This window comes from Pseudomonas sp. FeS53a (assembly GCF_000931385.1).
GTDB classification, from domain to species: Bacteria; Pseudomonadota; Gammaproteobacteria; order Pseudomonadales; family Pseudomonadaceae; genus Metapseudomonas; species Metapseudomonas otitidis.
On record NZ_JYFT01000063.1, the window covers coordinates 176,856 to 192,059 of the forward strand.

Here is a 15,204-nt window from a genome sequence, read left to right on the forward strand (position 1 = left end):
CGACAAACGGCGGCGGGGCGCGGCCCGCGCGCAATCAGGGTTTCCCTCTGCCAATGGCGCTCATGTATGCTACGGCGCTTGAATTTACGTTTCGCACGCGGTTCAGCGCCCTTCGCGGCCCCGATCCGATGCCCATTTATCAGCGCAAGTAGCCATGCACGAAAACTACCAGCCCCGTGATATCGAAGCCGCCGCGCAGGCCCATTGGGACGCGCACAAATCCTTTGAAGTGAGCGAACAGGCCGGCAAGGACACCTTCTATTGCCTGTCCATGTTCCCCTACCCGAGCGGCAAGCTACACATGGGGCACGTGCGCAACTACACCATCGGCGACGTGATTGCCCGCTACCACCGCATGCAGGGCAAGAACGTGCTGCAGCCCATGGGCTGGGACGCCTTCGGCATGCCGGCGGAAAACGCCGCCATGAAGAACAACGTCGCCCCCGCCAAGTGGACCTACGAGAACATCGCCTACATGAAGGCCCAGCTGAAGAGCCTGGGCCTGGCGATCGACTGGTCCCGCGAGGTCACCACCTGCAAGCCGGACTACTACCGCTGGGAACAGTGGCTGTTCACCCGCCTGTTCGAGAAGGGCGTGATCTACCGCAAGAACGGCACCGTGAACTGGGACCCGGTGGACCAGACCGTGCTGGCCAACGAGCAGGTCATCGACGGCCGTGGCTGGCGTTCGGGCGCGCTGATCGAGAAGCGCGAAATCCCGATGTACTACTTCAAGATCACCGCCTACGCCGAAGAGCTGCTCAGCAGCCTCGACGACCTGCCGGGCTGGCCCGAGCAGGTCAAGACCATGCAGCGCAACTGGATCGGCAAGTCCCGCGGGATGGAAGTCAGCTTCCCCTATGACGCCGCCAGCATCGGCCAGGACGGCGCGCTGAAGGTCTTCACCACCCGCCCCGACACCCTGATGGGCGCCACCTACGTGGCCGTAGCCGCCGAGCACCCGCTGGCCGCCATCGCCCTGACCAAGCTGCCGGCCGACAAGGCTGCCGAGCTGCAGGCCTTCATCGACGAGTGCAAGCGTGGCGGCGTCGCCGAAGCCGACATCGCCACCCAGGAGAAGAAAGGCCTGGCCACCCCGCTGTTCGTCGAGCACCCGCTGACCGGCGAGAAGCTCCCGGTTTGGGTCGCCAACTACGTGCTGATGAACTACGGCGAAGGCGCCGTGATGGCCGTCCCGGCCCACGACGAGCGCGACTTCGCCTTCGCCGCCAAGTACAACCTGCCGGTCAAGCCGGTGGTGCGCACCAGCGCCGGTGACGAGACCCCCGCCCCCTGGCAGGACGCCTACGGCGAGCACGGCCAGCTGATCAACTCCGGCGCATTCGACGGCCTGGACTTCCAGGGCGCCTTCGACGCCATCGAAGTGGCCCTGCAGAAGAAGGGCCTCGGCCAGTCGCGCACCCAGTTCCGCCTGCGCGACTGGGGCATCAGCCGCCAGCGCTACTGGGGCTGCCCGATCCCGATCATCCATTGCCCGAGCTGCGGCGACGTTCCGGTCCCCGAGGACCAGCTGCCTGTGGTGCTGCCCGAAGACGTGGTACCGGACGGCGCCGGCAGCCCGCTGGCGAAGATGCCCGAGTTCTACGAATGCACCTGCCCGAAATGCGGCACGGCGGCCAAGCGCGAAACCGACACCATGGACACCTTCGTGGAAAGCTCCTGGTACTTCGCCCGCTACGCCTCGCCCACCTATGACAAGGGCATGGTCGACCCGGCTGCCGCCAACCACTGGCTGCCGGTGGACCAGTACATCGGCGGCATCGAGCACGCCATCCTGCACCTGCTCTACGCGCGCTTCTTCCACAAGCTGATGCGTGACGAAGGCCTGGTCAGCTCCGACGAGCCGTTCAAGAACCTGCTGACCCAGGGCATGGTGGTCGCCGAGACCTACTACCGCACCGCCTCCAACGGCGGTAAGGACTGGTTCAACCCGGCCGACGTCGAAGTCGAGCGCGATGCCAAGGCCAAGGTCATCGGCGCGCGCCTGAAGACCGACGGCCTGCCGGTGGAAATCGGCGGCACCGAGAAGATGTCCAAGTCGAAGAACAACGGCGTGGACCCGCAGGCCATGATCGACGCCTACGGCGCCGACACCTGCCGCCTGTTCATGATGTTCGCCTCCCCGCCGGACATGAGCCTGGAATGGTCCGACGCCGGCGTCGAAGGCGCCAGCCGCTTCCTGCGCCGCGTCTGGCGTCTGGCCCAGGCCCACGTCAATGCCGGCCTGCCGGCTGCGCTGGACACCGCCGCCCTCTCCGACGCCCAGAAGGACGTGCGCCGCGCCATCCACCTGGCCATCAAGCAGGCCAGCCAGGATGTCGGCCAGCACCACAAGTTCAACACCGCCATCGCCGCCGTGATGACCCTGATGAACGTGCTGGAGAAAGCGCCCCAGACCGACACCCAGGACCGCGCCCTGCTCCAGGAAGGCCTGGAGACCGTGGCCCTGCTGCTGGCCCCGATCACCCCGCACATCTGCCACGAACTCTGGCGTGAACTGGGCCATGCGGACGCCGTCATCGACGCCGCCTGGCCGAAGGTCGACGAGAGCGCCCTGGTGCAGGACACCCTGCAACTGGTGGTGCAGGTCAACGGCAAGCTCCGTGGCCAGATCGAGGTGGCGGCCGACGCCAGCCGCGAGACCGTCGAGGCAATCGCCCGCGCCAACGAGAACGTGCTGCGCTTCACCGAAGGCCTGACCATCCGCAAGGTGATCGTGGTCCCGGGCAAGCTGGTCAACATTGTCGCCAACTGACTTCACACCGGGGCTGCCGCGCAGCCCCGGCGATTCGCCAAGGGGAAAACCAACGATGAAGAAACGGAATCTGCTGGTCCTGGGCCTGACGCTGACACTCGGCGCCTGCGGCTTCCAGCTGCGCGGCACCGGCGACACCCAGTTCGCCCTCAAGGAAGTGGACGTCACCGCCCGCAACTCCTACGGCGAAACCGTCAAGCAACTGCGCCAGCTGCTCAAGCACAGCCACGTCAAGGTGCATGCCGGTGCGCCCTACCGCATCGTCCTGACCCGCGAACAGGAAGAAAGCCGCTCCGCCAGCTACAGCGGCAACTCGCGCACCTCCGAATACCAGCTGAGCAACACCCTGGACTACGAGATCCGTGGCGGCCAGAAAGACCTGCTGCTGCTGCAGGACCGCGTCGACGTCCAGCGCTACTACACCCACGACAGCAACAACCTGATCGCCTCCGACCAGGAGTCCGCGCAACTGCGCCAGGAAATGCGCCGCGACCTGATCCAGCAAGTGGCCATGCGCCTGCAGCTGATCACCCCTGAGCAGCTGGACACGCTGCAGGCCCAGGCGGAAGCCAAGGCCCAGGCCGAAGCAGAAGCGCTGGAAGCCGCCCGTCGCGCGGAAGAAGCGCAGCAGCCGCAGCAATCCCCGCTGCAACTGCCCATCAAGTAAGCGCCCCGCCCGGTTGCGCGATCGCGCCGCCGGGCAGCCCTCCCCCATGAAGCTCAACGCCGCCCAGCTCAGCAAGCACCTGCAAGGCAACCTCGCCCCTGTCTATGTCGTCAGCGGTGACGAGCCCCTGCTCTGCCAGGAAGCCTGCGACGCCATCCGCAGCGCCTGCCGCGCCCGCGACTTCAGCGAGCGCCAGGTGTTCAACGCCGAGAACAACTTCGACTGGGGCCTGCTGCTGGAGGCCGGAGCCAGCCTGTCGCTGTTCGCCGAGCGCCGCCTGATCGAGCTGCGCCTGCCCTCCGGCAAGCCCGGCGACAAGGGCGCAGCAGCCCTGATGGAATACCTGGCCCGACCGCCGGAAGACACCGTCCTGCTGGTCAGCCTGCCCAAGCTGGATGGCAGCACGCAGAAGACCAAATGGGCCAAGGCCCTGATCGACGGCGCGGACGCCCAGTTCATCCAGATCTGGCCGGTGGACGCCCACCAGCTGCCCCAGTGGATCCGCCAGCGCATGGCCCAGGCCGGCCTGGCCGCGAGCCAGGAAGCGGTGGACCTGATCGCCGCCCGGGTGGAAGGCAACCTGCTGGCCGCCGCCCAGGAGATCGAAAAGCTCAAGCTGCTCGCCGAAGGTGCCCAGGTGGATGCCGCCACGGTCCAGGCGGCCGTTGCCGACAGCGCCCGTTTCGATGTCTTCGGCCTGATCGACGCCGCACTCAACGGCGAACCCGCGCACACCCTGCGCACCCTCGAAGGCCTGCGGGGCGAAGGGGTGGAAACCCCGGTGATCCTCTGGGCCCTCGCCCGTGAGCTGCGCCAGCTGGCCGGCATCGCCCAGCAGTACGCCCAGGGCGTCCCGCTGGAGAAAGCCTTCGCCTCGGCCCGCCCCCCCATCTGGGACAAGCGCCGCCCCCTGGTCAGCCGCGCCCTGCAACGCCACCCGGCCTCACGCTGGAACCAGCTGCTCAGCGATGCCCAGCGCATCGATGCGCAGATCAAGGGCCAGGTCCCCGGCGATCCGTGGATCGGCCTGGCACACCTGGCCCTCAGCCTCGCCGGCCAGCGCCTGCCCATCCCCGCCGCCTGACACTGGACATCGCCCGCACGCGGGCGCAAGATGCGCGCGCCTGCAACCCCGCAGGCGCCCAGTGGAGAACCGGCCATGGCCAAGCAACGCAAGAAACCCAACAAAGCGAAGAGCATCGTCGCCCAGCCCCTGTTCCGCAGCCGCCAGGAACAGCCACTGAAAGGCAAAGGCAGCTACCGCAGAGAAGCCTCCCGTAACTGGGAGGCTTCTTCGCTTCTGGCCGCCTGAAAACCCGGCATCCGTGCTAAGGTCGCGGCTTGTTTGGCCTGCCGTCGAGACCTCTCCATGTTCCGCGCACCAGCCCCCGGCCCCATGCTCCGCAGCCTGGCCGTGGCTTCCACCCTCGCAGCCCTGAGCGCCTGCGCCGAAACACCCACTGCCACCGCGCCCGCCCCGCAGCCCAATACCGCCACGGCCACCACCGTGCTGGCCACGCCCGGCCCGTCGAGCACGGCCGCAACCCCGTCCCCGGTACTCGCACAGCCCAGCGAGAGCTTCGAACAATGGCGTGACCGTTTCCGCCAGGAAGCCCTGGCAGCCGGCATCCGCGCCACCATCCTCGACCAGGCCTTCGTCGGCGTCACCCCCGACCCGAGCGTGGTGGCCGCCGACCAGAGCCAGCCCGAGTTCACCCGCCCCGTATGGGAATACCTCGACGGCGCACTGTCGCCCTACCGCGTGCGCAAGGGCCAGGGCCTGCTGAAACAGCATGCCACCCTGCTCAGTGCCATCGAGAGCCGCTACGGCGTCGACCGCCAGGCCCTGGTGGCGGTGTGGGGCATGGAGAGCAGCTTCGGCCAGTTCATGGGCGACAAGTCGGTGATCCGCTCCCTCGCCACCCTGGCGTATGAAGGACGTCGCCCGGCCTTCGCCCACGAACAGCTGATCGCCGCCCTCGGCATCATCCAGCACGGCGACATCCAGCCCGCCGGCATGCGCGGCTCCTGGGCCGGCGCCATGGGCCAGACCCAGTTCATCCCCACCACCTACAACAGCCACGCCGTGGACTTCGACGGCGACGGTCGCCGCGACATCTGGAACTCCACCGCCGACGCCCTGGCGTCCACCGCCCACTACCTCAAGGCCTCCGGCTGGCAGATGGGCAAGCCCTGGGGCGCCGAGGTGCGGCTGCCGGCCGGCTTCGACTACGCCCAGGCCGACGCGGACATCCGCAAGACGGTCAGCGAATGGCGCCAGCTCGGGGTCCAGGTGCCCCTGGCACCGGGCCTCGACCAGGACCGCGCCTCGCTGCTGGTGCCCGCCGGCCATCGCGGCCCGGCCTTCCTGGTGCTGGACAACTTCCGCGCCATCCTGCGCTACAACAACTCCTCCTCCTACGCCCTGGCCGTGGGCCTGCTGGCCCAGCGCTTCGACGGCGCGGGGCAGATCGCCGGCGCCTGGCCGAAGGAGGATCGCCCCCTCAGCCGCACCGAGCGCATCGAGCTTCAGGAAGCCCTTGCCAGCAGCGGCTACAGCCCGGGTAGCGCCGACGGCATCATTGGCGCCAACACCCGCAAGGCCATCCGCGGCTACCAGCAGCGCCTGGGTTGGCCCGCCGACGGCTACCCCACGCCAGCCCTGCTGCTGCAACTGCGCAACGGCCGCTGACACCCTCCTGTCGCCGGGCCCGAGCGGCCCGGCGGCTGCCAGACCAGCACCGCCTTTGTGGTAGAATCCGCCACCCTCCTTGCCCCCTGCGGCAGCCTGATCAGCCTCTAGCGGAGCCCGTCCGATGTCCGATACCAGCCCGTCCAAACCCGTCGCCAGTGGCGAGAAGTTCCGTACGGCCCAGGGGATCACCGCAATCAAGGACGGCCAGAAGCGCCGCAACTCCGCCGAGCCGCAGGTGTTCGAACCCAAGCCCAAGTGGCTGCGGGTCAAGGCACCCGGTGGCAGCCGCTTCGAGGCGGTCAAGCGCAACGTCGGCGAACACCGCCTGAGCACCGTGTGCCAGGAATCCCACTGCCCGAACATGGGCGAATGCTGGTCCAACGGCACCGCCACCATCATGCTGATGGGCTCGGTGTGCACCCGGGCCTGCCGCTTCTGCGCCGTGGACACCGGCAACCCCAACGGCTGGCTGGACCTGGAAGAGCCGCAGAACACCGCCAAATCCGTCGAGCTGATGGCCCTGCGCTACATCGTGCTGACCTCGGTGGACCGCGATGACCTCGACGACGGCGGCGCCAGTCACTACGCCGCCTGCGTGCGCGCCATCAAGGAGCGCACCCCCCAGGTGGTGGTCGAGGCGCTGACGCCGGACTTCGACGGCGACCTGCCGTCCATCGAGCGCGTGGTGGATTCGGGGCTGGAAGTGTTCGCCCAGAACGTCGAGACGGTGAAGCGCCTCACCCACATCGTCCGTGACCCCCGCGCCGGCTACGAGAAGACCCTCGACGTGCTGGCCCACGCCAAGCGCCATCGCCCGTCGGTCCTGACCAAGACCAGCCTGATGCTGGGCCTCGGCGAGACCGATGAGGAAATCATCGAGACCATGGACGACCTGCGCGCCATCGGTGTCGACATCCTCACCCTCGGCCAGTACCTGCAGCCGACCCGCAACCACCTGCCGGTGCAGCGCTGGGTCAGCCCGGAAGAGTTCAACCGCTTCCGCGACATCGGCCTGGAGAAGGGCTTCATGGAGGTCGCCGCCGGCCCGCTGGTGCGCTCCAGCTACCGCGCCGACCGCGTATTCGAGAAGAACAACCTGGGCCTCGCGGCGCCGGTACCGGTTCCCGGCCAGTCCACCGACGAGAGCCTGATCCCGGCCCTCAACCTGAACTGATCCGCGCTCAGTAAAAAGCCCCCGTCGGCGCAGGCCGGCGGGGGCTTTTTCATGTCAACGGCAATGAGGTCAGCCGGCGTAGCCGAGCCGGACACGCAGGGCCTGCTCCAGACGCTCCGCCACCTCGTCGAAGGGCGCGGGCTGCGCCAGCAGGTCCTTCAGCTGGACCATCTTCAGCCCGGCATAGCCACAGGGGTTGATGCGCCAGAAGGGCGACATGTCCATGTCGACGTTCAGTGCCAGGCCGTGGAAGGAACAGCCACGACTGACCCGCAGACCCAGCGAGGCGATCTTGCCGCCGTTCACGTAGACGCCCGGCGCGTCGGCCTTGGGGGCCGCCTCGATGCCGTAGGTGGCCAGCACGTCCACCAGGCTCTGCTCCATGGCGGTGACCAGCTCACGCACACCGAGGCCGAGGCGGCGCAGGTCCAGCATCAGGTAGGCCACCAGCTGGCCAGGGCCGTGGTAGGTCACCTGGCCACCCCGGTCCACCTGGATCACCGGGATGTCCCCCGGTGCCAGCAGGTGCTCGGCCTTGCCGGCCTGGCCCTGGGTGAACACCTGGGGGTGCTGCAGCAGCCAGATCTCGTCGGGCGTCTGCTCGTTACGCTCTGCCGTCAGGCGGCGCATCGCCTCGAAGGTGGGCAGGTACTCGACCAGCCCGAGGCGACGCACGATCAGCTCGGGCGCCACTACAGCACCATGTGCACGCGGCCGGTGGCGCGCAGGTCGACGTGGATCGCCTGCAGCTGGTCGACGCTGGTGGCGGTGATCAGCACCTGCACGGAGAGGAAGCGACCGTTGCGGCTGTCGCGGGCCACCAGGGTGGTGACATCGAGGTCGGGGGCGTGGCGCTGGATCACTTCGATCACCAGGTCGGCGAAGCCTTCACCGGCATCGCCGATCACCTTGATCGGGTAGCGCTCGCAGGGGAATTCGATTTTCGGGGCTTGTACGTCGGTATCGGTCATGGCGGCGGCGGACCCGTAGTCCGCGAGGCGGAAGCCCCGTCTCCGGGCGGAGTACGGGGCTTCGGCACTGGGTCAGTGGAGGGATCGGCTCAGTTGAACAGGCCGAAGAAGAACAGGCGGATGCTATCCCACAGGCGGCGGAAGAAACCACCCTCCTCGACAGCTTCCAGGGCAACCAGGTCGGCGCTGTGCACCACCTTGTCGTCCAGCTTCACCTCGACCTTGCCGATCACGTCACCCTGCTTAATCGGGGCGACCAGTTGGGGCGACAGGGTCATGGCGGCCTGCAGCTTCTGCAGCTGGCCCTTCGGCAGGGTCATGGTCAGGTCGTTGGCCAGGCCGGCCTTCACTTCGCGGGCGGTGCCCTTCCAGACCTGGGCTTTGGCCAGCTCGGTGCCCTTCTGATAGAAGGTCTTGGTCTCGAAGAAGCGGAAGCCGTAGGTCAGCAGCTTCTGGGTCTCGGCGGCGCGGGCCTGCTCGCTGTTGGTGCCGAACACCACGGCGATCAGGCGCTGGTTGTCACGCACGGCGGAGGCCACCAGGCAGTAGCCGGCCTCGTCGGTGTGGCCGGTCTTCAGGCCGTCGACGGTCTTGTCACGCCACAGCAGCAGGTTGCGGTTGGGCTGCTTGATGTTGTTCCAGAAGAACTCCTTCTGGGAGTAGATGGCGTAGTGGGCCGGGTCCTCGTAGATGATCGCGCGGGCCAGCAGGGCCATGTCGTGGGCAGAGGAGTAGTGCTCCGGATTGGGCAGGCCGGTGGCGTTCATGAAGTGGCTGTTCTTCATGCCCAGCTTTTCCGCCGTGGTGTTCATCATGTCGGCGAAGGCGTCTTCGCTGCCGGCGATGTGCTCGGACACCGCGACGCTGGCGTCGTTGCCGGACTGGATGATGATGCCGTGCAGCAGGTCGCTCAGGGCCACCTGGGTGTTGACCTTGACGAACATGCGGGAGCCGCCGGTGCGCCAGGCGTGCTCGCTGATGGTGACCGGGTCGTTCTCGCCGATCTGGCCCTTGCGGATCTCCAGGGTGGCGATGTAGGCGGTCATCAGCTTGGTCAGGCTGGCGGGCGGCAGGCGCTCGTCACCGTTGTTCTCCACCAGCACCTGGCCGCTCTGCGCGTCCATCAGCACATAGGACTTGGCAGCCAGTTGCGGGGGGGCGGGAAGGATCTGCTCGGCGGCCTGCGACACCGGCATGGCGATGAGCAGAGCGGCTGGCAGTAGGAGGCGTTTCGCGAAGCTGATGATGTTCATCCGTCTCTCTGAATTGGTTGAAGGTGAAACAGTCCCTTGCGGGAAGAAGGAGGGCGACCCCGGAACCGCGCACTGCTCCGGGTCCGCCATCCGGCGTCAGTCCGGTTTGACCAGGGTCGGTTGACCCAGGTTCGCCAGCCTGATGCTGTCCTGGAGCTGCTGGGCTTCACCCTGGGTGTCGATCGGCCCCAGGCGCACCCGATGCAAGATCTGCTGGTTGCGGGCCACCGAGCTGATGAACACCGGGGCAGCCACCATCGAGCTGAGCTTGTCCTTCAGGAGTTCCGCAGCGTCCGGATTGGCGAAGGCGCCAACCTGGAGATACAGGCCAGAGGCTCCGAGTGAAGCGTTTTTTTTTGAGTCGATCTGCACCGGCAGCACGGCAGCGGCGTGCTGCTCCGGCGGCGGGGTGTACTGCTCGACCGTGGAGGCGGCCACGATGGGCGCCTGGGCAGCAGGCGCTGGCTGGGGCTTGGCCACCTGCTGCGGCTGGGCCAGCACCATCGGCACCGGACGCCCCTGGGCAGCCCACCACTCATGGGGGTCGATGCCCTCGACCTTCACCCGCGCGGTACCGACCTCGGCATAGCCGAGCTTCTTCGCTGCGGCGAAGGACAGGTCGATGATGCGGTCGGAGTAGAACGGCCCGCGGTCGTTGACCCGCAGGATCACGCTGCGGCCGTTCTCCAGGTTGGTCACGCGGACGTAGCTGGGCAGCGGCAGGGTCTTGTGGGCGGCGGTCATGCCATAGAGGTCATAGGCCTCGCCGTTGGCGGTGGCCTGGCCGTGGAACTTGGTGCCGTACCAGGAGGCGGTGCCCACGGCCTGGTAGCGGCGGGCGTCGGCCATCGGGTAATAGGTCTTGCCCATCACGGTGTAGGGGTTGGCCTTGATGCTGCCGTAGTGGGGCATCGGCACCGCGTCGGGGATGCGCGAGACGTCCACGTCCCACCAGGGCGCGCCGTCCCTGTGCGGGCGGGAGTAGTCACCGGGGCCGGAGATCTGGCCGCCCGGCTGGGTGTACTGGGGGCTGCGGCTGCTGGAACAGCTGGCCAGCAACAGGGCCAGGGTGCCGTAGGTGGCAATTCGGATCGGAAGAGACCGCATGGATTAACGCCCGCCCCGCGCTTTGACCAGGGATTCGGAAAGCTGATGCACCGCCATGGCATACATCGCGCTGCGATTGTAGCGGGTGATCACGTAGAAGTTGGGAAGCCCCATCCAGTACTCCAGGCCATCGGCGCCGTCGAGCTTGAACGCAGTGACCGCGAGATCATCGCGCAAGGCATCGCCGCTTGCCCAGCCCAGGGCACGCAGTTCACCCACGCTTTTCGTCGGTTCCAGGCCTTCGCTCAGGCCCTGTTCGGCCTGCTCGCCACGCACCTGGGCGCGGCTGACCACCTGTGCACCGGCGACCCAGCCATGGCGCTTGAAGTAGCTGGCGACGCTACCGATGGCGTCCACCGGGTTGCCCCAGATGTCGATGTGGCCGTCGCCGTCGAAATCCACGGCATAGGCACGGAAGCTGCTCGGCATGAACTGCGGCAGGCCCATGGCGCCGGCGTAGGAGCCTTTCACGCTGAGCGGATCGATCTGCTCTTCACGGGCCAGCAGCAGGAACTCCTTGAGCTGCTTGCGGAAGAAGTCCGCACGGGGCGGGTAGTCGAAGCCCAGAGTGGACAGCGCATCCATCACCCGGTAGCTGCCGGTGTTACCGCCGTAGAAGGTCTCGACGCCGATGATGGCGACGATCACCTGGGCCGGCACGCCGTACTCCTGCTCCGCACGGGCCAGGGCCTCGGCGTGCTGGTTCCAGAACGCCACGCCCTTCTGGATGCGAGCATCGGTGATGAAGATCGGCCGGTATTCCTTCCACGGCTTGACCCGCTCGGCCGGGCGCGAGATCGCATCGAGGATGGCCTGCTTGCGCTGCACCTCGCGGAACAGGGCGACCAGTTGCTCCCCGGCGAAGCCGTAGTCGCGGGTCATCTCCGAGACGAACTCGGCGACCTGCGGGCTGCCGTCGTAATCCCCTGCCGATGCCGGGCCGGCGAGGCCCAGCAGGCCTGCCAGGCCGATTCCGGCGGCGCCTTGCACCATCCAGCTACGCAGTACGTTCAATGCTTCCACTCGTTTCAAACCTGAGCGATCCATTTGCGATGGGTATGGACCGCCATCAAAATCCCGAAGCCCGACAGCAGCGTCACCAGGTGGGTGCCACCGTAGCTGATGAAGGGAAGGGGTACCCCCACGACCGGCAGCAGACCGCTGACCATGCCGATGTTGACGAATACGTAGACGAAGAAGGTCATGGTCAGGCTGCCCGCCAGCAGCTTGCCGAACAGCGTCTGGGCCTGGGCGGTGATGACCAGCCCGCGCCCGATCAGCAGCAGGTAGACCAGCAACAGGATGCAGATGCCCACGAGCCCGAACTCTTCGCCGAGGACGGCAATGATAAAGTCCGTGTGGCTTTCGGGCAAAAAATCCAGGTGCGACTGGGTACCCAGCAGCCAGCCCTTGCCGAACACCCCGCCGGACCCGATGGCCGCCTTGGACTGGATGATGTTCCAGCCCGTGCCCAGCGGGTCGCTCTCGGGGTCGAGGAAGGTCAGCACGCGCTGCTTCTGGTAGTCGTGCATCACGAAGTACCACATGCCCACCGCCACCGGGACCACCGCCGCCACCGCGCCGAGGATCCAGCGCCACTGCAGGCCGGCCATGAACAGCACGAAGGCCCCCGAGGCCAGGATCAGCAGCGCCGTGCCCAGGTCCGGCTGGCGCACCACCAGCACGAAGGGCACGGCGATCAGCGCCAGGCTGACCACGATGTGCTTGAGCTTGGGCGGCAAGGTCCGCTTGGACAGGTACCAGGCGATCATCGCCGGCATGAGGATCTTCATGAATTCCGCCGGCTGGAAGCGGATCACCCCGGGGATGTTGATCCAGCGGGTCGCGCCCATCGCGTTGTGGCCCATCACGTCCACCGCCACCAGCAACAGCACGCCGCCGGCATAGCCCAGGGGCACCCAGCGGGCGAGGAAGCGTGGCTCGAACTGGGCGATGGCGCACATGGCCGCCAGCCCGATGCCGAAGGACGAGGCCTGCTTCATCAGCAGGTCCCAGTGCTTGCCGCTGGCGGAATAGAGGACGAACAGGCTGCCCACTGCCAGCAGCAGCAACAGGAGCAGCAACTGGCCGTCGATGTGCAGGCGCTGCAGCAGGCTGGCCCGGCGGCGCATCACGTCTTCGTTGGACAGGGTGCGGTCGAAGTTGCTGTTCATCGGCGAACACTCGCATCAGCGGTCGCAGGCGCGCCTGCGGGACGGAATTCAGGCTTGAGCTGGCCATCCGGGCCGAGCAGCCAGGCGTCCATCACCTGCTTGACCACCGGCGCCGCCACCCCGGAGCCGGACTCACCGTTCTCCACCATCACCGCCACGGCGATCCTGGGGTCGTCAGCGGGGGCGAAGCCGATGAACAGCGCGTGGTCGCGGTGGCGCTCCTGGACCTTCGAGCGGTCGTACTTCTCGCCCTGCTTGATGGCCACCACCTGGGCGGTACCAGACTTGCCGGCGATGCGGTAGACCGAGGTGTCGCCGACCTTGCGGGCGGTGCCTCGCGCGCCGTGCACCACCTGCTCCATGCCGGAACGTGCGTAGTCCCAGTACTTCGGGTCGCGCAGGGTGATGTCGGGCATCGGGTTCTCGTCCACCGGCAGCTCACCGCCGATGCTCTTGGCCAGGTGCGGGCGGATCCACTTGCCACGGCTGGCCATCAGCGCGGTGGCCTGGGCCAGCTGCAACGGCGTGGCCTGCATGTAGCCCTGGCCGATGCCGAGGATCAGCGTCTCCCCCGGGAACCAGGCCTGGCGATAGCGCGCACGCTTCCAGTCGCGGGAAGGCATCAGGCCCGGCGTTTCCTCGAACATGTCCAGCGCCACCTTCTGGCCGAAGCCGAAGCGGCTCATGGACTTGTGCAGGCGATCAATGCCCATCTTGTGGGCAAGGTCGTAGAAGTAGGTGTCGTTGGACCGCATGATCGCGGTCTCCAGGTTCACCCAGCCGTCACCAGAGCGGTTCCAGTTGCGGTACTTGTGGTCGTAGTTGGGCAGTTGGTAATAGCCCGGGTCGAACACCCGCGAATCCGGCGTCACGACCCCGGCCTCGAGGCCGGACACCGCCACCATCGGCTTGACCGTCGAACCCGGCGGGTAGAGCCCGCGCAGCACACGGTTGTACAGCGGCCGGTCGATGGAGTCGCGCAGCTCGGCGTACTGCTTGAAGCTGATGCCGGTGACGAAGGGGTTCGGGTCGAAGCTCGGCTGGCTGACCATGGCCAGCACGTCGCCGCTGGAGGGCTCGATGGCCACGATGGCGCCACGGCGCCCACCCAGCGCGTTCTCCGCCGCTTCCTGCAGGTGTGCGTCGAGGGTCAGCACCAGGTCCTTGCCGGGCTTCGGGTCGGTGCGCTTGAGCACCCGCAGCACACGGCCACGGGCGTTGGTCTCGACTTCCTCGTAACCCACTTCGCCGTGCAGCGTGTCTTCGTAGAAGCGCTCGATGCCGGTCTTGCCGATGTGGTGGGTGCCGCTGTAGTTGATCGGGTCGAGCTCCTTGAGCTCCTTCTCGTTGATCCGCCCGACGTAGCCCACCGAGTGGGCGAAGTGCGCACCCTGCGGGTAGTGGCGCACCAGCTGGGCCGCCACCTCCACGCCGGGCAGGCGGAACTGGTTCACCGCGATGCGGGCGATCTGCTCTTCGGTCAGCTCGAACAGCACCGGCACCGGTTCGAAGGGGCGCCGGCCCTGCTTCATGCGCTTCTCGAACAGCGCCCGGTCGTCCGGCGTCAGCTCCAGCACCTCGACGATCACGTCCAGCACGCTCTTCCAGTCGCCGGCGCGCTCGCGGGTCACGGTGAGGCTGAAGCTGGGGCGGTTGTCGGCGATGATCAGGCCGTTGCGGTCGAAGATCAGCCCCCGTGTCGGCGGGATCGGCTGCACGTGCACCCGGTTATTTTCCGACAGCGTGGAGTGGTACTCGTACTGGATCACCTGCAGGTAATACAGGCGGGCGATCAGCGTGCAGGTCAGCAGCAGCACCGCAACGGCGCCCACCACGACGCGCCGACGCACCAGGCGGGCATCCTTCTCGTGGTCCTTCAGGCGGATCGGTTGCGGCATCGGTACGGCTTACTTGTGATAGGGGTGCCCGGAGAGCACGGTCCAGGCGCGGTAGATCTGCTCGCCCACCAGGATCCGCACGAGCGGGTGCGGCAAGGTCAGCGGCGACAGCGACCAGCGCTGCTCGCTGCGCGCGCAAACCTCAGGTGCCAACCCCTCGGGGCCGCCCACCATGAGGTTCACGGTGCGCGCATCGAGGCGCCAGCGGTCGAGCTCGGCAGCCAGTTGCTCGGTGCTCCAGGCGCGCCCTTCGACTTCCAGGGTGACGATGCGTTCCCCAGGCTGGACCTTGGCCAGCATCGCCTCGCCTTCCTGGCGGATCATCCGCGCCACGTCGGCATTCTTGCCGCGCGTGGTCAGGGGGATCTCCACCAGGTCGAGGGACAGCTCGGACGGCAGGCGCTTGGCGTACTCGTTCCAGCCCTCCTCCACCCAGCGGGGCATGCGTGAGCCGACGGCGATCAGACGCAGACGCAAGGCGGTGCTCCG

The 15,204-nt window shown here is 67.4% G+C and carries 14 protein-coding genes; 6 read left to right on the forward strand and 8 right to left on the reverse strand.

The annotated features are described in order from the left end of the window. Positions 1-154 precede the first annotated feature (154 nt). From leuS to lipA, 6 genes are all read left to right on the forward strand, one after another. Positions 155-2,776: a leucine--tRNA ligase gene (leuS, locus tag SZ55_RS20500; RefSeq protein ID WP_044410734.1), complete on the forward strand. Its 2,622-nt coding sequence runs from the start codon at positions 155-157 to the stop codon at positions 2,774-2,776. A gap of 55 nt (positions 2,777-2,831) precedes the next feature. After that, on the forward strand, positions 2,832-3,443 hold the full coding sequence (locus tag SZ55_RS20505; RefSeq protein ID WP_044410736.1) for an LPS-assembly lipoprotein LptE: 612 nt from the start codon (positions 2,832-2,834) through the stop codon (positions 3,441-3,443). 46 nt (positions 3,444-3,489) lie between these two features. After that, positions 3,490-4,527 carry a DNA polymerase III subunit delta gene (gene holA / locus SZ55_RS20510; RefSeq protein WP_044410738.1) on the forward strand — a complete coding sequence of 346 codons (1,038 nt, stop codon included), beginning with the start codon at positions 3,490-3,492 and terminating at the stop codon, positions 4,525-4,527. Between the two features lie 75 nt (positions 4,528-4,602). Next, positions 4,603-4,755 carry an alternative ribosome rescue factor ArfA gene (gene arfA, locus SZ55_RS20515; RefSeq protein WP_044410741.1) on the forward strand — a complete coding sequence of 51 codons (153 nt, stop codon included), beginning with the start codon at positions 4,603-4,605 and terminating at the stop codon, positions 4,753-4,755. 57 nt (positions 4,756-4,812) lie between these two features. Further along, positions 4,813-6,135, forward strand: a complete 1,323-nt coding sequence (locus tag SZ55_RS20520) for a lytic murein transglycosylase (RefSeq protein WP_044410744.1) — start codon at positions 4,813-4,815, stop codon at positions 6,133-6,135. 124 nt (positions 6,136-6,259) lie between these two features. Then, positions 6,260-7,312, forward strand: a complete 1,053-nt coding sequence (lipA, locus tag SZ55_RS20525; protein WP_044410747.1) for a lipoyl synthase — start codon at positions 6,260-6,262, stop codon at positions 7,310-7,312. 69 nt (positions 7,313-7,381) lie between these two features. Here the strand turns inward: lipA and lipB are convergent, their stop codons facing one another. The 8 genes from lipB to rlmH form a co-directional block, all read right to left on the reverse strand. Further along, entirely contained in the window at positions 7,382-8,005 is a 624-nt protein-coding gene (gene lipB / locus SZ55_RS20530) for a lipoyl(octanoyl) transferase LipB (RefSeq protein WP_082078305.1), read from the reverse strand. Beyond that, positions 8,005-8,283 (reverse strand): DUF493 domain-containing protein, encoded by a 279-nt coding sequence (locus tag SZ55_RS20535; RefSeq protein ID WP_044410750.1) that lies wholly within the window; start codon positions 8,281-8,283, stop codon positions 8,005-8,007. The genes lipB and SZ55_RS20535 overlap by 1 nt, the downstream gene beginning before the upstream one ends. Before the next feature lie 89 nt (positions 8,284-8,372). Beyond that, a complete protein-coding gene (locus SZ55_RS20540) occupies positions 8,373-9,536 on the reverse strand; it encodes a D-alanyl-D-alanine carboxypeptidase family protein (RefSeq protein WP_044410753.1) in 1,164 nt (387 codons plus the stop codon). A 96-nt stretch (positions 9,537-9,632) separates the two neighbouring features. Continuing rightward, the gene (locus SZ55_RS20545) at positions 9,633-10,643 is read right to left on the reverse strand and encodes a septal ring lytic transglycosylase RlpA family protein (protein WP_044410755.1); all 1,011 of its coding nucleotides are present in this window, start codon (positions 10,641-10,643) and stop codon (positions 9,633-9,635) included. A 3-nt stretch (positions 10,644-10,646) separates the two neighbouring features. Next, the gene (gene mltB / locus SZ55_RS20550) at positions 10,647-11,657 is read right to left on the reverse strand and encodes a lytic murein transglycosylase B (protein ID WP_044410758.1); all 1,011 of its coding nucleotides are present in this window, start codon (positions 11,655-11,657) and stop codon (positions 10,647-10,649) included. A 14-nt stretch (positions 11,658-11,671) separates the two neighbouring features. After that, the gene (gene rodA, locus SZ55_RS20555; RefSeq protein WP_172435039.1) at positions 11,672-12,775 is read right to left on the reverse strand and encodes a rod shape-determining protein RodA; all 1,104 of its coding nucleotides are present in this window, start codon (positions 12,773-12,775) and stop codon (positions 11,672-11,674) included. 38 nt (positions 12,776-12,813) lie between these two features. Then, positions 12,814-14,715 (reverse strand): penicillin-binding protein 2, encoded by a 1,902-nt coding sequence (mrdA, locus tag SZ55_RS20560; RefSeq protein WP_044410764.1) that lies wholly within the window; start codon positions 14,713-14,715, stop codon positions 12,814-12,816. A gap of 9 nt (positions 14,716-14,724) precedes the next feature. Beyond that, positions 14,725-15,192, reverse strand: coding sequence for a 23S rRNA (pseudouridine(1915)-N(3))-methyltransferase RlmH (gene rlmH / locus SZ55_RS20565; protein WP_044410767.1), 468 nt, complete (start codon positions 15,190-15,192; stop codon positions 14,725-14,727). Positions 15,193-15,204: the final 12 nt, after the last annotated feature.